The sequence below is a fragment of the Pedobacter sp. TM02 genome, from assembly GCF_059705275.1.
Window position 1 is genome coordinate 2,468,679 of sequence record NZ_AP046530.1, and the last position, 21,261, is coordinate 2,489,939.

The following is a 21,261-nucleotide window of genomic DNA, read 5'->3' on the forward strand; positions in this document are numbered from 1 at the left end:
AAATAAATATAGAGCGTATGATAGAGCCATTTACTGACAGCCTATTTTTACCATGCTTTTTTACGCGTCGAATTTATCGAGCAGCTTCAACAGCGTGGCAAAATCTTTCGGATAGGACGCCTCTACCGTAATGTCCTGACCGTCTAAGCCCTTAAAGGTAATCTGCTTGGCATGCAACGCAAAACGCTTCATAATGGGCTGTTCTTCTTCGTCTTTTGCCAAGCGGTAGCCTTTTTTAATGTTCGATAGAAATACCGGTTTGCCACGGTACATGGAATCGCCACAAATGGCCGCACGCTGCGTAGCCAGGTGGATGCGTATCTGGTGCATCCTGCCGGTAACAGGCTTACATTCTACCAAAGTATAATGCTTATAGTATTTTAAAGAGTTGAAATAGGTTTCGGCACGCTTACCTTCTTGCCTATCGATGGTTACGTTTTTATTGCCGTCGTTCAAAATAGGCAAATCGACAAAAAGGTTATCGAACTGAAACTGCCCATCGACTACGGCATGGTAAATCTTGTTTACCTTTCTGCGTTCAAACTGCATAGAAAGCGACCGATAGGCCTCGGGGTGCTTGGCGATAACAATGGCACCTGAAGTTTCCTTATCCAGTCGATGGCAAACCTGCGCATCGTCTACGTATTGCTTGGCCATGCGCAAAATGTTGATTTCGCCGGCCGCGCTGCGCTCGTCAAGCGAAGCTATAAACGGAGGTTTATTTACCACGATGTAATCATCGTTTTCAAAAAGGATCAGGTCTTTAAATGCAGGATATTTCACTCAGTAATTGAATATTTCTGCAAAAGTACGAATTTTATCTGTTCATTGGCTCATTAGGCTTTGGTTCATTCGTTGGCATGCCCTCTTTCAAATAGGCTTTGTTATTCCTGTTCACCGTAATGGAAAACAAAAAAGCCTTGGCTTTAAGGCCAAGGCTTTTCATTACAGAATATGTTATGCCTTAAGAAAGTTCGAACTTATAGCCCACCCCTTTTACGGTTGCTACATAGTTCTCGCCTAATTTTTCTCTCAATTTACGGATATGCACGTCGATGGTGCGGTTGGTTACCACCACCGAATCTTCCCAAATGTTTTTCAGAATAGCCTCGCGGGTGTAAACCTTGCCTGGCTTAGAGGCCAACAGGTACAACAATTCGAATTCCTTTTTGGCCAAGATTACCTTTTCGCCATCTTTAAATACCAAATAGGCTTCTCTATCGATCACCAAATCGCCAATTTCTACTTTGTTATCAGAAACCTCGTCGCCACTGGCATTTCTGCGCAATATGGCATTGATACGGCTCACCAAAGCCCTTGGTTTAATCGGCTTGGCAATATAATCGTCGGCACCTACGTTAAAACCAGCAATCTCTGAGTATTCTTCGCTTCTCGCAGTTAAAAACACCATAAAAGTATTTTTGAATTCCGGAATGGCCCGCATTAAACGGCAAGCCTCAATCCCGTCCATTTTAGGCATCATGATATCGAGGATAATCAAATCGGGATGTACCTTTTTAGCTACTGAAATGCCATCTTGGCCGTTGCTTGCTAAAAATACCTGGTACCCTTCCTTCTTTAAATTATATTCGATCAGCTCTAAAATATCCGGCTCATCATCAACAATTAATATCTTTTGTTTGGCTGTACTCATCGTTTATTTTTTATTACGAAAGTAAGAATACAATTGTACTACAACGTTAAAGCGAAGTTAACAAATTGTTAATACATGTAATATTTTTAACATTGATTTAGGCTTAAGGTAAGGTTTTGTTTAAGAAAGCATCCAATTCCTCGCCTCTGAGATTCTTGGCCACGATTTTGCCATTGGGATCTAAAAGGAACGAACTTGGAATGGCTTCTACTTGGTACAATCTTACCGTTGGACCTTCAAAATCCTTCAATTCGCCGGCATGGTTCCAAGTCAACCCGTCTTGTTTAATGGCCTGTTCCCAAGCGCTCTTGTCCTTATCGAGGGAAATGCCCAAGATGGTAAAGTTCCTGTTTTTGTATTTGTTGTAGGCTTTAACCACATTTGGATTTTCATTCCTGCATGGTCCGCACCACGATGCCCAGAAATCGAGCAATACATATTTTCCTTTAAAATCGGCCAAATGCACAGGCTTGCCGTCTAATCCGTTAATGGTAAAATCAGGAGCTTGCTGCCCTATCTGTACGGCTTTGAGCTTGCTTACCTTCTCAACAAAGTTTTTAACTGCACTGTTGTTCTTTTTCAGGTTTTCGTCAACCTTTTCAGCATAGGCAACCATCGAATCTTCGTTTCCAGTTGGATTGATCAGGCTGATGGCATAAAAACTTACCAGCGATTTGGTATTGTCTAAAGCAAACTTTACGATCGCCTTGTTCAAATCATCAACCGCCTTCATGTATACTGGCGAAAGTTGCGCTACCAAAGCCTCGCGCTCGGCCGGATTGGCGGCCACTTTTTTCTCAAAATCGGCTTTAATGACTTCTATTTTGTCGCTATAGCTTGTTTTTAGCTTGTTAAATTCCATCAGCTTATCGGCATCTTCTGCGCCACTCATGGTATAATCGTGCTTTTGATTGTTCAAATCGGCCTTAAAATCAACTTTATCGCCATTCTTGGCTACCAAAATATATTCGCTGGTACCGATGTTTACCCTAAAAAAGTTGGCTTCGGGCGATACGCTGCTGAATTTGAATTCTCCTTTTTCGGAAAGCGTGGTCGAATCCAACACTTTCATGTTATTGTCGCCCATGCCATAGAGAAATACTTTTTTCTCGGCTCCCGGGTTTTCTATCTTCCCATCAATTACAAACTTGGTATTGTCTTTACAGGCGGTTAAGGCCAGGGCTAAACCCAAGACGTAGCTTAATTTCTTCATGTTATTTTAATTTTTCTATAATTAGGTCACTGATTTTCTTGGCATCTGCCTTTCCTTTGGCCAATTTCATGACCTCGCCAACAAACAATCCTAAAACGCCTTTTTTACCGGTTTTGTATGCCTGTACCTGTGGTGCATATTTGGCCAATACTTCTTCGATAAACAGGTTTAACTCGTCGGTATTTTCAACGATCAGCAAATTGAGCTGTTCGGCAAGGTTGGCTGCATCCTGCCCCGGCTGCTTGGCCAAGGCCGGCAATAACTGCTGCAAGGCATTTTGCTGACTGATTTTTTTGGCATCAACCAGGTTGATTACCTGCGCCAGCTGCTGGGGCATTACCGGATAATCGGCTATACCAATCTCCTGTTCGCTTAGCAAAGACCTGATGGCGCCAAGCAACCAATTGATTAAACTTTTGGGCTGATTGACCGCGGCCCTGCCCTGTTCAAAATACTGCAACAGCTCGCTGTCTTCGGCCAGCATGTTGGCTTCGGCTTTATTCAGGTTAAGTTCGGCCATCAACCGTTTGGCTATTTCATTGGGCAAAGCAGGCATATTGGCCTTGATTTCGCTAAGCCACTCGTCGGAAATGACTACAGGAGGCAGGTCTGGATCGGGAAAATAACGGTAGTCGTTGGCTTCTTCCTTGGTACGCATCGGCGAAGTAGTACCCGCATCTGCGTCAAAATTCAAGGTGCTTTGCTTAATGACTCCGCCGGCTTTAAGCACCTCAACCTGACGGCCAAATTCAAAATCCATGGCACGGCGCACATTACGTATTGAATTTAAGTTTTTTACTTCGCAACGTGTTCCAAAACTGTTTTCTCCTTTTTTGCGGATAGAGATATTGGCATCGCAGCGCAGGGAACCTTCTTCCATATTGCCATCGCTCACATCCAGGTGGCGCACCAGTTTCCTGATTTCGGTTAGCAAGGCCGCCGCCTCTTCTGCCGAACGCACATCAGGTTCGGTTACAATTTCGATCAGCGGTACGCCTGCCCTATTCAGATCAACATAAGAATACTGCGGATCCTGATCGTGCAGGCTTTTTCCGGCATCTTCTTCCAAGTGGATTCGATTAATGCCAATACGTTTTTCTTCGCCATTGGCCAATACCACATCCAGATGGCCATTTTTACAAATCGGACTGTTATCCTGGGTAATCTGGTAGCCCTTGGGCAAATCGGCATAGAAATAATTCTTGCGATCGAAGAAATTGTATTGATTGATCTGGCAATTGAGCGCCAGGCCTATCCTGATGGCTTTGGCCACTACCTCTTTGTTGAGCTTGGGCAAAGCGCCCGGCAAAGCCAAGGAAACTGCCGAAATATGCTGGTTCGGACCAGCCCCAAAAACAGCACTATCTGATGAAAAGATCTTAGATTGTGTATTTAACTGTACATGGATTTCCAGTCCAGAAACCAATTCATAGCTTACACTTTCCGTGGCAGTTTTTGTACTCATTAATAGGCAATTTTCTGTTTAAATGGGCATTGAATGCTTGCCAAATATAAATGAAAAATGTATCAATTTTATTGAAATAAGGTAATATTCTGGTTGTGGCACAGAATTGGATTTACGTTGGTACACGCAAAATCGAAAATTATGAAAAAGTTCATCCTAATCGCAGCAGTTGGCTTGGCCAGTGCCCTGTACCAACCTGCAAAAGCACAAGTTAGCGTAAGCATCAACATTGGCGCACAGCCACAATGGGGTCCTCGAGGCTACGATTATGTAGATTACTATTACCTGCCAGAAATCAACAGCTACTATTATGTGCCAACCCGCCAGTTTGTTTACCTGGAACGAAACAGATGGGTGCATAGAGCTTATTTGCCTAGCAGGTACCGCAGCTATAACCTTTATAATGCCAGAAAAATAGTCATCAACAGGCCACATCCTTATTTAGAACGTCGTGTTTATACAAATTATTCGAGGCCAGTAGCCAGGCATTTGGCATTCGGCCGACCACAATACCGTAGCGTTAGCTACGAAAGACACGAGCAAAGGTTCGACAAACACGGCCGTGGCAACCATGGAGGCGGCAAAGGCCATAGACACTAATCTTTAAATAGAACAAACATGAAAAAGCTAATATTCTTACTCATGCTCGGAATTGCATCAGTAAGCGCCAAGGCACAGATAAACGTAAACATCAATATCGGCTCGCAACCTTTATGGGGCCCAACGGGCTATGATTATGCCGAATATTACTATTTGCCCGATATAGAGAGCTACTATTACGTACCTAAGCGCCAATTCGTTTATTTGGATGGTGGTCGCTGGATCTTCAGTACTGCCTTACCTGCCCGATATAACAATTACGATCTTTATAATGGCTATAAGGTAGTCATTAACAGAGACAGGCCTTATTTAAACTTTAACGATGACCGGGTTAAATATGTGAAGTACAAAAACTGGGGTGGCAGACAAATGGTCATCAGAAACAGCAACGACAAAAAGTACTACGTTGTAAAGGGTCATCCGCATGGTATGCCTCCCGGACAAGCCAAAAAGCTTTATGGCAACGGAAACAATGGACATGGAAAAGGCCATGGCAAAGGCAAACATTAACCCTAAATCAAATCAAAAGGGCTTCAAATTATTGAAGCCCTTTTGATTTCTATGCTGGTTAACACAATTGCGAAGGCCATATACCCAAAAAAATATATAAACATCTGTATTTCAATACTTTTATCATGATTTATAATTTACTCATATGTTGAGCAAATAAAAATAATGCACGAAAAAAGAGACCTTCGACTGTTGGGTTATTTTATAAAAAGGTTTTGGCCTTAATTAATACTTGCTCTAATCCTTCGGCATTTTTACCACCTGCAGTTGCATAAAACGGTTGCCCGCCGCCGCCACCCTGGATTTCCTTGCCTAATTCGCGTACAATTTTGGCTGCGTTTAGCTGTTCACTTACGGTATCTTCTGAAATCATGACGGTAATACCGGGCTTGGCATCAATCAGCGTAGTTAACACCAAATAAAGATGTGGCACCATGGCTTTTACTTCGAAAGCCAGGTTTTTTACGGCTTCGGCGTTGGGCAAATCTACATGCGCTGCAATGAAATTAACTCCGTTGATGTTTTCAGCTTTGGCTGCGATGTCTTGTTTCATATCGCCGGCTTTGGCCAAAATGCTTTTCTCTACTTCTTTTTTCAGTTTGGCATTTTCATCAATCAAAGCCTGCACCGCAGCGCTCATGCTCTGGTTGCCCTTTAGGAGTCCTTTTAATTGATTGATTTCCTTGCTTTGGTTAACAATGAACTCTTCGGCTTTAGCCGCCGTAATGGCCTCAATACGACGAACACCTGCCGCTACGGCGCTTTCTGACACAATTTTGAAATAACCGATCTGTCCGGTGGCCTTTACGTGCGTACCGCCGCAAAGCTCTTTTGAAAAATGGTCATCGAAGGTAATCATCCGTACAAAATCGCCGTATTTTTCGCCAAACAGCGCCGTTACGCCCGAACTAATGGCCTCATCGTAAGGTACGTTTCTTTGCTCTTTAAGCACAATGTTCTCTCTTATTTTTCCATTTACGATATGCTCTATAGCTTGTAAATCTTCGTCGCCGATTTTGGCAAAATGAGAAAAATCGAAACGCAGGTAATCGGCATTAACCAAACTTCCTTTCTGGTTTACATGTGTACCCAATACTTTTTTAAGCGCGGCGTGCAACAAGTGCGTAGCCGAGTGGTTATCTTCCGTCAGAGCGCGTTTGTCTTCGTCAATTACGGCCCAAAACCTGCCTTCTACATCGGTTGGTAAGGTATCGGCATAATGCACAACAATGCCGTTTTCTTTTTTTGTGTCGGTAATGGCTACCGAAAACAGGCGGCTGTGGTCTTCCAAACGGCCGGTATCGCCTACCTGACCACCACTTTCGGCATAAAATGGCGTTTGGCGCAACACGATCTGGTATTGCTCCTTGCCTTTGGCATTGATCTTTCTGTATTTTAAAATTTCGGTTTCAGCCTCAAAATCGTCGTAGCCTACAAATTCGGTGTCGTTGCCTTCATTAACAATGACCCAATCTTCGGTATCGATGGCCGTTGCCGCACGCGACCGGTTCTTTTGCGCTTCTAGGGCTTTGTTAAAGCCTTCCATATCTACCGACCAGCCTTTTTCTCTGGCCATGAGTTCGGTTAAATCGATCGGGAAGCCAAAAGTATCATATAACTCGAAAGCAAAATCGCCATCAATAGTATCTTTAGTTTCGTAACGCTCAAATCGTTGTATACCTGTGGCTAAAGTTCTCAAGAAGGAAACTTCCTCTTCTAAAACCACTTTTTGTACAAAGTCTTTTTGCAGGTAAAGCTCATCAAAAACACCCTTAAACTGTTCGGCCAATACGGGTACCAACTGGTTAAGGAAAGGCTCCTTAAGGTTCAAGAAAGTATAGGCATAGCGAACGGCCCTGCGCAAAATGCGACGGATCACATAGCCTGCCTTGTTGTTTGATGGCAATTGGCCATCGGCTATAACAAAAGAAATGGCACGGATATGATCGGCCATTACGCGCATGGCGATATCGGTTTGTTCGGCATTGCCATAGGCGATACCACATTTATCGGCCACAAACTGGATCAATGGCTGGAAAACATCGGTATCGTAGTTTGACGATTTGCCTTGCAGCACGCGTACCAAACGCTCAAAACCCATGCCGGTATCTACATGTTGTGCCGGAAGCGGTTTTAACGAACCATCTTTTAAGCGGTTAAACTGCATAAATACATTGTTCCAGATTTCGATAACCTGGGGATGGTCGGCATTAACGAGGTCTTTGCCCTTGCCATCCATACGTTCTTCGGCACCGCGGCAATCGACGTGGATTTCAGAGCAAGGTCCGCAAGGCCCTGTATCGCCCATTTCCCAGAAATTATCTTTCTTATTGCCTAAAATGATGCGGTCTTCGGGTACATATTGCTTCCAAAGCTCGTAAGCTTCTGTATCGCGTGGCAGGCCTTCCTTCTCATCGCCTTCAAAAATAGACACGTACAATTGGTCTTTCGGAATTTTGTAGACTTCGGTCAGCAGTTCCCAGCTCCAGGCAATGGCTTCTTTTTTGAAATAATCGCCAAAGCTCCAGTTGCCCAGCATTTCGAACATGGTATGGTGGTAGGTATCGATACCCACCTCCTCTAAATCGTTGTGCTTGCCCGAAACGCGTAAACAGCGTTGGGTATCGGCAACGCGCGGATATTTGATGGCAGCCTCGCCCAAAAACAAATCTTTAAACTGGTTCATGCCGGCGTTGGTAAACATGAGGGTTGGATCGTTTTTAACCACGATGGGCGCCGACGGAACAATATGATGTTGTTTGCTTTTGAAAAAACTCAGATAGGTTTGTCTTATTTCTTTTGCTGTCATCTCGTGTAGAAAATTTAGGAGAACAAAATTAAAATTTTATTGCGGTATTCTACTAAAATCCCTTTACATTTGAACACTTCAAATAAAAGCCACAAATTACTCATTATCAGTTTAGAACATGCCGTACAAAGAGAGAGAAATCAATAAAATGTATTATACCATGGGCGAGGTTACCGAAATGTTTGGCGTAAATGCTTCGCAAATCAGGTTCTACGAAAAGGAATTCGACGTGCTGCAGCCCAAGAAAAACAAGAAGGGAAACCGGCTTTTTACACCTGAAGATATTGAAAACCTGAAGATCATCTTCCACCTGGTAGACGAAAAAGGCTTTACCCTAAAAGGGGCCAAAGAACACCTCAAAAACAACAGCAGCGACGTGAAGGAAAACCAGAAGGTCATTGCCTCTTTAGAACGCCTGAAAGATTTTTTGCTTAAATTGAACGAAGAAATCTAATAACCGCCATGCTCAGGTACCTTTTGTTTTTGATAGCAGTCTTATGCGTTTCGTGCCATTCTGGTGCCCAAAACGACCCGAGGGCCAAGGTTTTGGTTGCCGACACTTCGTCAGCCTTTGCCAAACAGCAAAACATTGTAGTTACGCAAGGCGATTTAGCCGATTATTTAGCTTATAAAAAAATAACCGGCGATACGACGGGCCAAACCAAGAAGTACCTCAAGATACTCTTCTCTGTGAAGTCGATATTAAAATGGGGAATGAAAAAAAGCTACGAAGAAGCCATCGCCCTAGCAGAAGAAAACTTTAGGCGCCGCGATCAGGTGAATAAGGTACTGGTGGTTAAAAGCGAGCGAAAGATGTATTTGCTAAAAGACGGCAAAACCGTAAAAACCTTTCCTGTTGCGCTCGGCCCTAATCCGGTAGGCCAAAAAGAATATGAAGGCGATGGCCGTACGCCTGAAGGAACTTATACGCTGGACTGGCAAAAATGGAACAGTTCTACCTTTCATTCTTTCCACATTTCCTACCCTAACAAAATCGATTCGGCAAGGGCCAAAGCCAAGGGACTAACACCGGGCAGCAACATCATGGTGCACGGCACTTCTAAAGGCGAAAAAAAGAAAAAAGACTGGACCAATGGCTGCGTAGCTTTAAGCAATGCCGACATGGCCCAATTTAGGGAATTGGTTTACCAAGATACGCCCATTGAAATCAAGAAATAACTATTTTACAGCTTCATTAATCAATTGCCTCAGGGCTTCGTACTGCGCTTGCCTGCCTTTATTTTTCAGGTTGTAAGTCATTAAAACGGCGATGTAGCCATGGTCCTTCTCCAATAACGGAAAACTGCCAAACAAACCCGGACTGCTGACATAAGGGCTCAAATTGGCCAAGGTAGAGCTTTTGGTTACCCACTCGCCGTAGCCATAACCCAAACCGGCGCCAGCTTCTGCAGGGGTATAAGCTACTTTTACATCGGGCGTTATACGGTTTACCTGCATCTGGGCAATGCTGGCTTCGCTTAAAATCCTTTTGCCCTTATAAAGTCCTTTATTTTGGATCATGGTCAAAAAGCTGCTGTAATCTTCGGCGGTACTGCTGGCGCCACCTGCGGGCAAAACCACCTTTTTCTGGCCATAAGTTGTATGCTGCATGCCTAAAGGCTGCGCAATTCGTTCTTGAAACAGGGATTCGAAGCTCTTGCCACTTATTTTTTCCAGCACAGCTCCTGCTATTTGCAAACCAACATTGCTGTAATGAAATACTTTGCCGGGTTGGCCCTCCATGGGTAAAGCCGCAATAAAGGCGATAGTTTCATCCATACTGTTGGCTTTTCTCATCTCCGCAAGATCATCCCGTAAAGCAGTAGCTTTGATGCCCGTGAGGTGTGAAAGGCATTGGCTAACGGTAATGTTCCCCTTTCCGTTCTGACTCAATACCGGCAAAAACCGGCCTACCGTATCGCTTAGCTTAAGTTTGCCTTCGTCAACAAAGGTCATGACCAAGGCGGCGCTGAGCCACTTGCTGCAACTGGCAATGGGCAATTGGGTTTGGGCATTGTAATCGCCATTACCAACGGTGAGGTTTTGTTTGCGCGCCATCATGCGTGTGGCTATTTTCTGCCTTAGGTTTTGCTGGTTGGCCGAATTGGAATAGATCACCTTGCCGTCCTTATAAACCATGATGAAGGCACGGCCACCAAGATCGTCTACATTGGCATCAAGCCAACTGTCTACCTTACTAAAGTTGTATTGGGCTTTGCCTTGCAGCGCACCAAGGCAAAGCAAGCAGAGCAGGGAGATTTTAAATGCTTTCATTACTATTAAAGATGCCAAAATCCAGAAAAGGTTTAATCTGGTGGCCATAAACTATAAATGCACCAGTCGATAGCGACTGGTGCATTTATTTTAATAGGCAAAATATTTATGGATTACCTTGCTTTTTAGTGGTATCGGGAGGTGTTTTAGTGGTATCTTTCAGCATCGAGTCCCTTCTTGAACTGTCTACTGCCGACGAATCCATGGTTCCGTTGCCGCTTTTGCTCGAGCTACATCCCACCATAGCCATACCGGCTATGGCAAGTACTATTAAAAATTTGAATTTCATTGTTATTTCTTTAAGGTTAATAATTATTCTCTTATTAAATAGCAGCTTATCTATTAAATAAACTTTGGCTCGAAAAAGTTTTAATTATTTTACAACCTACTTTCAAAAGAAAGGATTAGGTTTTCTTAAAAAAATGCCATTAAACAAAGAATTTTAATTATTTGGTTTACACTTATTTAATCCAGCTTTTTGATAATAGCAATGAGGTCTTCTTCTGCCAATTGGTTATTGGCAGCTTCAAACGTAGCGAAAGCCGTTTGCGCCAACGGCGACTGCAGGCCTTCGTTTTTGGCCAATCCGAGGTCTTTTACAATGTGCTTAAGGGCAAAGGCCGCTTCGTAATTATCCTGTAGAATGGCATCGCCTTTTATTTTGGTAAATACATTGCTTAACGCACCATTATTGAGCAATTGCAGCAAATCGGCAACTTGAATGCCTTGATTACGGGCAAATACAACGGTTTCGGCCAAACCCAAAGCGTAAAGTGCCAGCAAACTATTGATGGCCAATTTGGCCGCGTTTTCTGCCCCTGCAGGGCCTAGCCATAAAGCCATTTTGCCCAGCACATCAAACAATGGTCTTACTTGTGCTGTTGTTTCCTCCTTGCCGCCCACCATGATTACCAACGAGCCTTCCTGGGCCTGCTTTACGCTGCCAGATACCGGTGCATCGAGATAGGAAGCCCCATTTTGCTGGCATAATTCGGCCATTTCCCTGCTGATTTGCGGAGAAACCGTGCTCATGTTGACCACAACCTTACCGGTTAGATCATTGGAAAGCAATCCGTTTTGGGCGCTGAAAACCTCCTTAACCGCCGCATCATCGCTTACCATTAAAAACACAACCGTTGCTTTTTGAATGAGCTCGGCGGGCGAATTAGCCCACATAGCCCCTTCTTGCAATAAGGTATCGGCTTTAGCCTGATTTCTATTGTATACCGAAACGGGATACCCTGCCCTCATTAAGTTACCGGCCATAGGAATGCCCATTTTACCCAGGCCTATCCAGCCGATTTGTATTTGTTCCATTTTTGTAGTGTTGAAAGGCTGGAAACCGCAAAGTTATGGATTGTCTAAGCAATAACCGCCACCAACGGCAAACCTGAACAGATAACCATAAAAAAATGCCTAAGCGGCATCCTACAGGTATATCGACATCAGACATTGGCCCAGGTTTTATCCCAAGCCAAGTCCTGCACGACGATTTTATACGAACTAAACTAATTTTTAACCCTGTTTTTCTCGCTTTCTGCACCAGATTGTTCACTTCTAGCCTTGGTAGAGAAGTTTTTTCCGAAACGATAACTCAAGCTCAAGGCCACATTTCTAGAATCGCTTCTATTGCGCCAATTGGCTTCGGTATTAGCCAGGTTGTTGATTACGCCATTGAACACACGTGTCCTGAAAATATCGTTCATGGCCAATTTCAAAGTGGTTTTTTGCGACAGCTTTTTTTGCACGGCCAATCCGGCTTCTTGCAAGGAGCCTATATCAAACTGCACATCGCGAAAGCTGCTTTGGTACCTGTAGTTCAATTCGCCGCTCCAGGTAGGCGTAAATTTGAGCTGTACATTGGTATTTCCGGCAAATAGGTTTCCGTTGGTTTTTAAGAACCCGGTATAGAAATCGGTTTTGGATCGGAAATTTGAAAATTCGGCATAGGCATGAATGCTGAGCCATTTGGTGAGGTCAAAATTCCCATCCATCGAAAGACTCAGGATTTTCTTTTTTCCCACGTTTCCAGGCCTGCTGTAATAGGTTCCATCCACAATTTCGATGGTTTCGTTTACATCGTCTTTAATGCTGCTGAAGCTAAACGTAGTGGTTAGCATGTTTTTAAAGCTGTGCGAAATTTCAATACTCTGCGTGTAGGCAGGCTTCAGGAAAGGGTTTCCTACGTAATAGGTAAACTTGTCTAAGGGCGAGAAAAAAGGATTCAAGTCCTGATAATAAGGCCTGTCTATCCGTTTGCCATAATTGAATCCCAATTGGTGGTGGCCCGAAGTATCGAGTTTATAGGTCAGGTAAAAAGTAGGAAACAAACTGGTGTAGCTTCTTTTGAAACTCGAATCGGGTTTCATGGCATTGCCCAGCTGATGGCCGTCGGAAACCGTATTTTCTAAGCGCAAACCGGCCTGCACCGAAAACCGTTTGCCTTCGCTGCTCATGTTCAGGTAAGCGGCATTGATGTTTTCCTTGTACAAAAAGTGGTTGCTTTTGTTGTAGTCGGGCGTAGTTACATCATTTACCGTATTGCGGTAATCGGCGGTATTGTCGGTTTTGGTATAACTGGTTTTCAGGCCTGATGCCAATTTCCAGGTTTTGCCCAGGGGATAGCTGTAATCGGTTTTTAACGAATAGATATCGATGTTTGAAGGAAGATTGCCACTCAAAATATCATGCGATTTGAGGGTTCTATCGGCAAAATAGCTATAGTTGTAATACACCTGGTCGGTTTGGTTGCGATAGGCAATGTAATCGGCATCGAAAGTAAGCTCACTTCCTTCCTTCTTGAATTTGTGCCTCATGTTGAGGTTAACGCCTCCATTTTTGAAGTGGATATCGTCTACATTTCGGGCAACGATAATCGAATCGGGCTGCATGGCCGGATTAAAAAGGTTGCTGGTATTGTTGTTGACCTGGTTCGAAGCCCGGTTCATGCCACTGAGCACTACACCCCAAGTGGTTTGCTCCGAAGCATAAAAGTCTAAGCCTGTTTTAAGGTTAAAGGTATTGCCATGCCTTTTGAAATAACTGTTCTGGTTAAAGAACGATTTTACGCTTTGATCTGGGTTTTTGTAAACGCGGTTCAGGTCAAGATCGGTAAAACTGTTGTTCAGGTTATAGCTCAGGTTGCCAAACAGGTTGATTTTGTTGTTGCGGTAATTGAAATTGAAGCTGTTGTTAGAGCGGGTTAGTTCGCCCTGGTTCAGACCTAGGTTCAAACCGCCGTTAAAGCCTACCACTTTGCTTTTTTTGGTTTTGATGTTGATCACGCCCGCATTGCCCGCTGCATCGTACTTGGCTGGCGGATTGGTCATGAGTTCGATCTGATCGATGGCTGAAGATGGCAGGGATTTGAGGTAGTTCTCCAAATCGGCACCGGATAAATAAGCAGGTTTGTCATCGATAAAAACATTTACGCCTTTTTTGCCTTTCAGGCTAATGCCTCCATCTTGATCAACCAAAACTCCTGGCGACTTGCTCAGTACATCGAGTGCCGTAGTGCCCGCATTTGAAATCAATGCATCTACATTAACCACCGTCCGGTCTATTTTACGTTCTACAAATGCCTTTTTCTGCGTAATGTTTACTTCTTTGAGGGTATTGGCCGTTGCGCTTAACCTGATATCGCCAAGGTCGATGTTTTGCTGGGCGGCATCCATTTGCAACGGCGCGCTTTTGTAGCTGCCATAGCCCATGGCTGCAATCCTGATCAGGTAGGTATTGTAGGCCAATTGCTCAAAGCCAAATTTGCCATCGGCTTCGGTAAAGGCGCTTTTGACCAATACCGAATCTTTTGCCCGATACAAGGCCACGGTAGCATATTCAATTTTTTTGCCATCGTTGTCTTTTACGGTGCCATATATTTTGGCTACGGGCTGCTGGGCACGAACGGTTAGGGCAATATTTATCCAGATGGCTAAAAAAGCCAGTAATTTCAGTTTCATAAATTGAGGAAAGTTAGTTTGGGTAAGGTGATTATTTAGAACGCACTTCGTAATTGTAAACCAGTGCCGTTCCTGGCTTTTTCAGGTATTTGGTTTTGTATTTTTGATGTGTTTCTGCATCAATGGCCTGTCCATTTACCATAAAACTGGTTCCATCTAGGCGATAACTCAAGTTGTTTGTGGTTTTGATGATGCCATCTTTTAACATTTCGCGGTTCACCTGATCAGAAAATTCCTTGCCGCTCATATCGCCACCATCGGTTACCGAAATACTTTCGGTGGTTCTGCCTACCTTGGTTGATGTTTTAGGAGCAACTGGCACCGCAGGTGGATTAACTGCTGCCGGAACATTGAGGTTTCCATGCAAAGGAGTTAAAGGCGTGGCTGGTGTATGCGGGGCTCTTGGGCTTGGCAGGGGCTTGGCAAGCGGCGATAGTTTTCTTTTGGCCGAATCGAGCCTGTGATTCCTATTGCTATTGGTATTTTGCATCCTATAGCCAGCTGCCATTTGTTTATCAATCTCAGCCCTTTTTCTATCTATTTCAGCTGCTTTACGTTCTATTTCGCTTTGTGACCTTGCACGTTGGTCAAGCAATTGCTGGCTTCTACTATAGCGCTTTTCCTGCTCATAGTATTGTCGTTGCTTTTTGGCATCTTCCTGCATTCTTTTGTAATCGGCGCTGTTCTGTTTGTATAGCGCTTTATGTTTCTCGTAGTTGAGACTATCGGCTATATAACGTGCCTCGTATTGCGCTTTATTTTTTTCGTAATGAAGGCTATCGGCTATATATCGTGCCTTGTCTTCGGCATTAACTTCTCTATACTCATTCTTTACTACTACACCGTTCTTAGTTACCACTTCATGTTCTTTGATGACGGTTTTTTGGCTTGAACCAGCCTTAGGCTTTATATTGTTCTTCTGGTTTTGGGTGGCGTTTTGCTGTTTTTTAGGCTTGTCTTGAAAAAGACCGATGCTGTTTAATGATCCGGCAGCCATAGCCGTATGTACCTGTGTAAAGGCGGCCGAACACAAAAAAACCGTTACCAGGGCCATAGCCAGAATTGCCTTTTCCATCTTGTTTAAACTAGCTCTCGTATCGAACAACATTCTCTTTACGCGATCCAACAATTGGTTTTTGCCACCCGTAAGCGCCATGGCATAGCCTGGAGCACTAGCCTGAAATTCCTGGCAGTACAGCAAGGCATTCACATAGTTCTTTTTGTCGCCTACGCATTGCAGGGCCAAATCGTCGCAGCAGTGCTCTCTTTCCGTTCTGATCAGTTTAGACATCCATAGTACGGCAGGGTTGAAGAAAAACACGATTTCCAACAAATTCTGCAACAGGTTTACCAAATAATCGCGCCTTTTTACGTGTGCCAGCTCATGCGCCAAAATAGCTTCTACTTCTACAATGCTCAAGCCATTGATCAAGCCCAACGGCAAAAGGATAACCGGTTTAAAATGGCCAACCACCATGGGTACCTTGGCAATGCCCGACTGTACCAGCTTAATGGTTTTGCTCAGGCCCAGTTTGTGGCCAATCTCTATCACTTTTACCTCCCAAAACTTGCCTGCATCGAAAGTCTGGTTCTTCTTTAAAAAGGCAATGCCGCTTAAGCCTACCCATAAATGGATGCTTTTGGCACAAATAATCAAAAACCATATCAATACGATTTGTGCCGAATAGGCATTCCACAAATCCATGAGGTTGTGGATCTTAAAGTCAAACTGATTGCCTGTAGGTACCATGGTGGCCACCTGTTGGGCAACAATGGGCTGTGCACTTGTTTGGTTTGCAACAGGTGTGGCCAACGTGGCTGTTCCATTGCCCAGTTCGTATATAAAGCTGGCGCCAACACCCGCTACAAAAAGCAACAGGCAACCTACCAAAAGCTTATAACGCATTGCCGAACTCGACTTACGTGAAAATGATAGCAAGAAAGCGGTAATAACCGACAATACAACGCCAATCCATAGCGAATGGAACAAGGAAGCGCCAATGGCATGGAGCCAGTTTTCGGGAATAAGGTTAACAAATAGAGATTTCATGGTGTGGTTCTTAAGGTTTAATCTGTTTATTGGTTACAACATCTTTTTGATGGCTTCTATTTCTTCTTTAGAGATTTTTTCATTGCCCAACAGCTGCATCATCAGGCGCGAAGCGGAACCTTTGTACAAGGTGTTCACGAAACGGTCTAACAATTGGTCTTTTGTTTTCTCTTCTGCTTCTACCGGAATATAAATGTGCTTCATCTGGCTTTCGTCTCTTTTTAATATCCCCTTCTCGGTCATGATCTGCATCTGCTTCAGGGTCGATGTATAATTGACGTCTTTTTGCAGATTTAGTTGCTCGTTCACAAAACGAACTGTCGACGGACCGAATTCCCACAGCACTTGTAAAATCTCAAGTTCGGCCTTTGTTGGTTCAGGCAGTTGCTTTCCAGTTGATATATTTTCCATATTCCAAAGGTACGATACTTTTCGTACGATGCAAATATTAGGATGAATTTTTTTGAGAAAAATTTTAAATAATGTGAATAGGCATTTTAAAGAGCGATTTTATTTTGAAAAAAATATCCCCAGCCTTACAAACCAAGGGCACCCAAACGAAAATTTTAGGCAAGAACTATTTCAATGTACCACACAATATTTCCTTTTTGCCATCAATTAGCACCCCCTTAGCCCAATGAAGTTGCCTCTTTATTGAAACCTTGGTTTTGACCCTTCTTACGCTGTAGCGTAACTATTTTTTTTATTTAGCGTCATATACGGTAGATTAGCATTAAAGCATGACCGAGATTTTCGAAAACATAAAAAAGCTTTATGAGTTTGAACAACCATGCGAAGAGCTCTCGACCTATATCGAGTTCTTTTCGGAAACCTCGCTCGCGGCCACCCAAAGCTACGTAGCAAGCGAAGAGTTTACCGTAAAGCTCTTTCCCAGCTATACCCCTACTATTTGGATCAATCTGGGTTCGCCCTATTTTTTAAAAAACGGAAGTGACTGGAAAAACGTAGACCAGCAGACAGACGTTCTGGTATTGCGCAACGAAATTATAGAGCGTCGAAATCTGCCAACCGACAATATTTTCACCATCAAGTTCTTCCCAGGCGCTATCGAAGCCCTATTTGGCACCAGTCAGGCGCAAATCGGTAGCCAGATTTTAGAAGCAACCGAGCTTATCCCCTACACCATCCTGCAAAAACTCAAAAATCTCAGCGATTTTATAGACCGTATCAAACTGCTGGAAGCTTTCTTTTTAGGCAAGCTCTATCAAAAAAACAAAGTTGGCCATGATTATACCTATGTGCAAAAAGCCATCGCCCTGTTTGCCAGTTCTGGCCTGGCCAACAAAAACAGCGAACTGGCTCGGCAACTGGCCTTAACCGATAAAAGCCTTTACCGTTATTTTACGCAAACCGTGGGCGCCAGTCCCAAAACCTACATGGCTATGCTCAGGGCCAGAACAGCACTAACCGCCTACATTGCAGATACGCCAAACTTTAACCCTTATGCATATGGCTATTATGACCGCAGCCATTTTTACAAGGACGTATACAATTTTACAGGCCAGCGATTGGGCAGGCAACTCAATTAAGATTGTCCGATTTTTACTTTACCGGTGTTTGCAATTGGCGTTTCTTTGTTCAAAAAGAATATTATGAGAGTTTTCATCGTCCTACTGTATCTTTCCCTGATGGTTCAATTGGCCAATGCCCAAGGCTATCAGGCTGAAATTGAACCTATGTTGTGTCCCATAAAAATTGGAGAAGGCGTAATTGCCCAATGCGGCTATTTGGTGGTACCCGAAAATAGGCAAAAGCCTAAGGGCCGGAAAATAAAGGTGCCATTTGTATTTGCACGCAAAGCCGATGCAGATTCTACACAAAACGTGAGCTTATATACCACTGGTGGCCCAGGTTACAGCACCATTTCCTATATTTCCGAAATCAATGCCACCTCTGGTTTTTTAAAATATGGCGGTTTTATTGCCTTTGATCAGCGTGGCACCCAAAAATCAATTCCTGCGCTCGAAAGCCCGGAAATTGAAGAAGCCCTTAAGCGTTCTTACCGCGAAAACCTCAGCAAAGACAGCCTGATGCTTATCGCTACCCAGCAAATGCGGCAAAGACTGACTGGTCAAGGTATCGATCTTTCGGCCTATAACACTGTAGAAAGCGCGGCCGACATCAACGACCTTAGGGCTGCCCTTCACCTCAAACAGCTCAACTTGGTCGGCATTTCGTACAGCGGCGGGCTAATGCTTACCGTAGCGCGCCTCTATCCTGAGATGGTGCGAACCCTGATTTTAAACAGTCCTTTGCCGAGCTATGTTAACTACGAAGAACATGCTTTGTTTAACATGAACGAGGCTTTGGATCAGGTTTTTGCCAATTGCGAGGCCGATTCGACCAACAAGGCGCTTTACGGCAACCTGAAAAAACGATTTCAGGATTATTTCACTTCGATAACCAACAAGCGCTTTACCATCAGCTACCAGGAAAAGGGAAGCAACGAAAGGCTGACGATCACCTATGGCAAAGCCGAACTGCTGGATGCTATTTTTACCCGCATGAACCCCAGCCAACTCAAGGGCGTACCTTTTGCCATTTACGAAATTACCAGTGGCAAGCACGATTCGTATGTGAAAGCGGTATTAGACGGAGTTTTTGCCGGCAATCCAGGCTACACTTTAGGCATGCGCTATTCGGTTTACTGCAGCGAGCAGATTGCTTATGCCAACCCCAAGCTGATTAAGCAACAAGAAAAAGACCTGCCCTGGTTTGCCGGATATCCTTTTAACAACGTTAATCAGGCGCTATGCAACTGCTGGAAGGTAAAACCAGCCCCTTCGTACATGAAAGGAACGCTTTATAGCAAAATACCGGTACTGGCTTCGGCTGGTGATGCCGATCCTTTTTGCAGGCCGTTTTATAACCGTCTAATTAAAAAAACCATGCCTAATGCGCAATTGCTCATCGTGCATAACCGCGGACATGGCGCCGGTTTTGGAAATGCCAATTCAGATTTTCTCGATCAATTTTTGAAAAACCCTTACCAAAAGCTGGTTTCGAATGACCCGAATATTAAGGTGGAGTGAGGAGGTTGGAAGGCGGAAGGTAGAAAGTAGAGGGTGGAAGGTAGGAAGGTGGAAGGTGGAAAGGTGGAAAGTGGAAAGCAAATAACATCGCTAGTGGGGATGTGCCATCTATCCTTAACTTAAAGAGATTGTTTCGTCGTTTGTAACCACTGTCGACTATTATTTTCTAGCCAACCCAGGTGCCACTCTTTTTAAGGTAACGGATCAGCAGGTAGTACACCGCTAAAAAAACGCCACCTGCCACAGCCAAGGCATTTCTTAGCCCGATATTGCCTTGGGTTATTTGCGGGTAATAGAACAACAGGATGACAAAAATGCCCAACAGCCAAATGGTTTGCGTATTGTATTCTTTAATGAGCCAACGCTTGCCGTTAAAGCGCATGCTCGAAATGGTTTTGCCCATGCCTCGAAAGTTAATCAGCCAACGGCTAACCCTGTTGCAATATTCATCGAACTGGGCGCCAAACTTGTTGCGTAAAAAATTTTCTTCGGCCAGAACAATGGCTTGGTAGATAAAAAGAAACAAGGGCATCAAAACAGCCACAAACAATAGCGAATTGATCAACAAACCTACGCCAAGCAACATTAGGATATTACCTACATACAGAGGATTACGGCAATGGCTAAAAAAGCCTTCGGTTACCAAGCCATCGGCGTGTACCTTTTTGTCTTTGCCACCACGTACAATATAGGCCAATGCAATGGTCACTCCGCGAATGAGCTGTCCGATTATAGTCACACTCAGCCCCATAATTAACGGATAAAAGTAATAATCTGGGCCAAATACGCTTGCCCTAAAGATTTTTGGCGAAGGAATAAACAAGGCCAGGTAGAGAAAGATAAACAAGAAATTACGATACCTGAAAAAGAAATTGCCAATTGCGATCATATCGGTTGATTAGTTCTTGATGGCAATAAATCCCGAAAAATTGTACCATTTAAAGAAGTTTTCTACATGCTGAAAGCCAGCTTCCTTTAAAATCTTGAAATTCTCGCTCAACTTATAAGGAATTAGCACATTTTCGAGGGCTTCGCGCTTTTGCGAAATCTCCAATTCGCTGTATTGGTTGCGGCGCTTGTAATCGTAGTAGTATTTGATAAAGTTTCTGTTGAACAGGCTGTCTTCGGCCAATATTTTTTCCGAAATAATCAATACGCCTCCCGGCACCAATGCATCGTAAATTTTCCTGAGCAGGCGTTCTCTATAAATTGGCCTTACAAACTGTAAGGTTAAGCAGAGAATAACCACCGAAGCATTCTCAATCTGCAGTTCGTTGTGCAAATCGGCCAGCACCAGTTCATAATTACGTTCAAACCTGGCTTCTTTAAGCTTGGCTTCACATTTTTTGAGCATTTCGGCCGAATCGTCAACACCTACAAACCTGATGTTTTTTGCTACATGGGGATCGAGGCCGATCATAGTGGTTCCGGTAGAACATCCCAAATCGATTACCTGCGTATGCGGCATGGCGTGTTCGGCCGCCAGTTCAATGATCATGCGTTGTATTTCGTTGTAAAATGGTACCGAGCGTTCTACCATGTCGTCGAATGCGTTGGCTACCGTTGCACCAAATTTGAAATCTGAAGGTTTTTTGATTTCCTCGCTAAATACCTTATCTACCTGCGGGTTTTTGCTCATCTAGTCGTCAATCTTTTTCCAGTTAATCGGTTCCG

19 protein-coding genes are annotated in these 21,261 nt (G+C 43.9%); 6 read left to right on the top strand and 13 right to left on the bottom strand.

Annotated features, from left to right (window positions below; translation table 11 throughout):
- Positions 1-60 precede the first annotated feature (60 nt).
- The 4 genes from AC6H1S_RS10435 to gatB all read right to left on the bottom strand — a co-directional run bounded on the left by AC6H1S_RS10435 (position 61) and on the right by gatB (position 4,332).
- Positions 61-783: an RluA family pseudouridine synthase gene (locus AC6H1S_RS10435; RefSeq protein WP_199139341.1), complete on the bottom strand. Its 723-nt coding sequence runs from the start codon at positions 781-783 to the stop codon at positions 61-63.
- Positions 784-964: 181 nt separating this feature from the next.
- Positions 965-1,654, bottom strand: coding sequence for a response regulator transcription factor (locus tag AC6H1S_RS10440; RefSeq protein ID WP_199139343.1), 690 nt, complete (start codon positions 1,652-1,654; stop codon positions 965-967).
- Positions 1,655-1,757: 103 nt separating this feature from the next.
- Positions 1,758-2,867, bottom strand: coding sequence for a TlpA disulfide reductase family protein (locus tag AC6H1S_RS10445; RefSeq protein WP_199139345.1), 1,110 nt, complete (start codon positions 2,865-2,867; stop codon positions 1,758-1,760).
- A gap of 1 nt (position 2,868) precedes the next feature.
- Positions 2,869-4,332, bottom strand: coding sequence for an Asp-tRNA(Asn)/Glu-tRNA(Gln) amidotransferase subunit GatB (gene gatB, locus AC6H1S_RS10450; protein ID WP_497563557.1), 1,464 nt, complete (start codon positions 4,330-4,332; stop codon positions 2,869-2,871).
- 141 nt (positions 4,333-4,473) lie between these two features.
- Here gatB and AC6H1S_RS10455 point away from each other — a divergent pair, with 141 nt between their 5' ends.
- Positions 4,474-4,932 carry a hypothetical protein gene (locus tag AC6H1S_RS10455; RefSeq protein WP_497563558.1) on the top strand — a complete coding sequence of 153 codons (459 nt, stop codon included), beginning with the start codon at positions 4,474-4,476 and terminating at the stop codon, positions 4,930-4,932.
- 18 nt (positions 4,933-4,950) lie between these two features.
- Positions 4,951-5,442: a hypothetical protein gene (locus AC6H1S_RS10460; RefSeq protein WP_497563559.1), complete on the top strand. Its 492-nt coding sequence runs from the start codon at positions 4,951-4,953 to the stop codon at positions 5,440-5,442.
- Positions 5,443-5,644: 202 nt separating this feature from the next.
- Here the strand turns inward: AC6H1S_RS10460 and alaS are convergent, their stop codons facing one another.
- The gene (alaS, locus tag AC6H1S_RS10465) at positions 5,645-8,251 is read right to left on the bottom strand and encodes an alanine--tRNA ligase (protein WP_497563560.1); all 2,607 of its coding nucleotides are present in this window, start codon (positions 8,249-8,251) and stop codon (positions 5,645-5,647) included.
- 118 nt (positions 8,252-8,369) lie between these two features.
- Between alaS and AC6H1S_RS10470 the strand changes: the two genes are divergently transcribed.
- Together AC6H1S_RS10470 and AC6H1S_RS10475 are read left to right on the top strand one after the other, a co-directional pair.
- Positions 8,370-8,705 (top strand): MerR family transcriptional regulator, encoded by a 336-nt coding sequence (locus AC6H1S_RS10470; RefSeq protein WP_199139355.1) that lies wholly within the window; start codon positions 8,370-8,372, stop codon positions 8,703-8,705.
- 8 nt (positions 8,706-8,713) lie between these two features.
- Complete coding sequence (locus tag AC6H1S_RS10475; protein WP_497563561.1) at positions 8,714-9,430, top strand: L,D-transpeptidase family protein; 717 nt, start codon at positions 8,714-8,716, stop codon at positions 9,428-9,430.
- On the opposite strand, the gene AC6H1S_RS10480 is transcribed toward AC6H1S_RS10475, so the two are convergent.
- The 6 genes from AC6H1S_RS10480 to AC6H1S_RS10505 form a co-directional block, all read right to left on the bottom strand.
- Positions 9,431-10,525, bottom strand: a complete 1,095-nt coding sequence (locus tag AC6H1S_RS10480; protein ID WP_497563562.1) for a serine hydrolase domain-containing protein — start codon at positions 10,523-10,525, stop codon at positions 9,431-9,433.
- Between the two features lie 106 nt (positions 10,526-10,631).
- On the bottom strand, positions 10,632-10,814 hold the full coding sequence (locus tag AC6H1S_RS10485) for a coproporphyrinogen III oxidase (RefSeq protein ID WP_199139362.1): 183 nt from the start codon (positions 10,812-10,814) through the stop codon (positions 10,632-10,634).
- Positions 10,815-10,990: 176 nt separating this feature from the next.
- Positions 10,991-11,842, bottom strand: a complete 852-nt coding sequence (locus AC6H1S_RS10490) for an NAD(P)-dependent oxidoreductase (RefSeq protein ID WP_497563563.1) — start codon at positions 11,840-11,842, stop codon at positions 10,991-10,993.
- A 191-nt stretch (positions 11,843-12,033) separates the two neighbouring features.
- Positions 12,034-14,484 carry an outer membrane beta-barrel protein gene (locus AC6H1S_RS10495; protein WP_497563564.1) on the bottom strand — a complete coding sequence of 817 codons (2,451 nt, stop codon included), beginning with the start codon at positions 14,482-14,484 and terminating at the stop codon, positions 12,034-12,036.
- Positions 14,485-14,515: 31 nt separating this feature from the next.
- Positions 14,516-16,534: a M56 family metallopeptidase gene (locus AC6H1S_RS10500; protein ID WP_497563565.1), complete on the bottom strand. Its 2,019-nt coding sequence runs from the start codon at positions 16,532-16,534 to the stop codon at positions 14,516-14,518.
- A gap of 33 nt (positions 16,535-16,567) precedes the next feature.
- A complete protein-coding gene (locus AC6H1S_RS10505; RefSeq protein WP_199139369.1) occupies positions 16,568-16,945 on the bottom strand; it encodes a BlaI/MecI/CopY family transcriptional regulator in 378 nt (125 codons plus the stop codon).
- A 329-nt stretch (positions 16,946-17,274) separates the two neighbouring features.
- Here AC6H1S_RS10505 and AC6H1S_RS10510 point away from each other — a divergent pair, with 329 nt between their 5' ends.
- Both AC6H1S_RS10510 and AC6H1S_RS10515 read left to right on the top strand, forming a co-directional pair.
- Complete coding sequence (locus tag AC6H1S_RS10510; RefSeq protein WP_497563566.1) at positions 17,275-18,084, top strand: helix-turn-helix domain-containing protein; 810 nt, start codon at positions 17,275-17,277, stop codon at positions 18,082-18,084.
- 63 nt (positions 18,085-18,147) lie between these two features.
- The gene (locus tag AC6H1S_RS10515) at positions 18,148-19,587 is read left to right on the top strand and encodes an alpha/beta fold hydrolase (RefSeq protein WP_497563567.1); all 1,440 of its coding nucleotides are present in this window, start codon (positions 18,148-18,150) and stop codon (positions 19,585-19,587) included.
- A 166-nt stretch (positions 19,588-19,753) separates the two neighbouring features.
- Here the strand turns inward: AC6H1S_RS10515 and AC6H1S_RS10520 are convergent, their stop codons facing one another.
- Together AC6H1S_RS10520 and cmoA are read right to left on the bottom strand one after the other, a co-directional pair.
- Positions 19,754-20,476, bottom strand: coding sequence for a methyltransferase family protein (locus AC6H1S_RS10520; protein WP_497563568.1), 723 nt, complete (start codon positions 20,474-20,476; stop codon positions 19,754-19,756).
- A 9-nt stretch (positions 20,477-20,485) separates the two neighbouring features.
- Positions 20,486-21,226: a carboxy-S-adenosyl-L-methionine synthase CmoA gene (gene cmoA / locus AC6H1S_RS10525; RefSeq protein ID WP_497563569.1), complete on the bottom strand. Its 741-nt coding sequence runs from the start codon at positions 21,224-21,226 to the stop codon at positions 20,486-20,488.
- Positions 21,227-21,261: the final 35 nt, after the last annotated feature.

Coding starts and splice junctions, on each gene's coding strand:
- AC6H1S_RS10520 (WP_497563568.1), bottom strand. CDS start 20,476: ATGATCGCAATTGGCAATTTCTTTTTCAGGTATCGTAATTTCTTGTTT.
- AC6H1S_RS10490 (WP_497563563.1), bottom strand. CDS start 11,842: ATGGAACAAATACAAATCGGCTGGATAGGCCTGGGTAAAATGGGCATT.
- AC6H1S_RS10500 (WP_497563565.1), bottom strand. CDS start 16,534: ATGAAATCTCTATTTGTTAACCTTATTCCCGAAAACTGGCTCCATGCC.
- AC6H1S_RS10470 (WP_199139355.1), top strand. CDS start 8,370: ATGCCGTACAAAGAGAGAGAAATCAATAAAATGTATTATACCATGGGC.
- AC6H1S_RS10485 (WP_199139362.1), bottom strand. CDS start 10,814: ATGAAATTCAAATTTTTAATAGTACTTGCCATAGCCGGTATGGCTATG.
- AC6H1S_RS10475 (WP_497563561.1), top strand. CDS start 8,714: ATGCTCAGGTACCTTTTGTTTTTGATAGCAGTCTTATGCGTTTCGTGC.
- AC6H1S_RS10510 (WP_497563566.1), top strand. CDS start 17,275: ATGACCGAGATTTTCGAAAACATAAAAAAGCTTTATGAGTTTGAACAA.
- AC6H1S_RS10495 (WP_497563564.1), bottom strand. CDS start 14,484: ATGAAACTGAAATTACTGGCTTTTTTAGCCATCTGGATAAATATTGCC.
- AC6H1S_RS10455 (WP_497563558.1), top strand. CDS start 4,474: ATGAAAAAGTTCATCCTAATCGCAGCAGTTGGCTTGGCCAGTGCCCTG.
- AC6H1S_RS10515 (WP_497563567.1), top strand. CDS start 18,148: ATGAGAGTTTTCATCGTCCTACTGTATCTTTCCCTGATGGTTCAATTG.
- gatB (WP_497563557.1), bottom strand. CDS start 4,332: ATGAGTACAAAAACTGCCACGGAAAGTGTAAGCTATGAATTGGTTTCT.
- AC6H1S_RS10445 (WP_199139345.1), bottom strand. CDS start 2,867: ATGAAGAAATTAAGCTACGTCTTGGGTTTAGCCCTGGCCTTAACCGCC.
- AC6H1S_RS10480 (WP_497563562.1), bottom strand. CDS start 10,525: ATGAAAGCATTTAAAATCTCCCTGCTCTGCTTGCTTTGCCTTGGTGCG.
- alaS (WP_497563560.1), bottom strand. CDS start 8,251: ATGACAGCAAAAGAAATAAGACAAACCTATCTGAGTTTTTTCAAAAGC.
- AC6H1S_RS10440 (WP_199139343.1), bottom strand. CDS start 1,654: ATGAGTACAGCCAAACAAAAGATATTAATTGTTGATGATGAGCCGGAT.
- AC6H1S_RS10505 (WP_199139369.1), bottom strand. CDS start 16,945: ATGGAAAATATATCAACTGGAAAGCAACTGCCTGAACCAACAAAGGCC.
- cmoA (WP_497563569.1), bottom strand. CDS start 21,226: ATGAGCAAAAACCCGCAGGTAGATAAGGTATTTAGCGAGGAAATCAAA.
- AC6H1S_RS10460 (WP_497563559.1), top strand. CDS start 4,951: ATGAAAAAGCTAATATTCTTACTCATGCTCGGAATTGCATCAGTAAGC.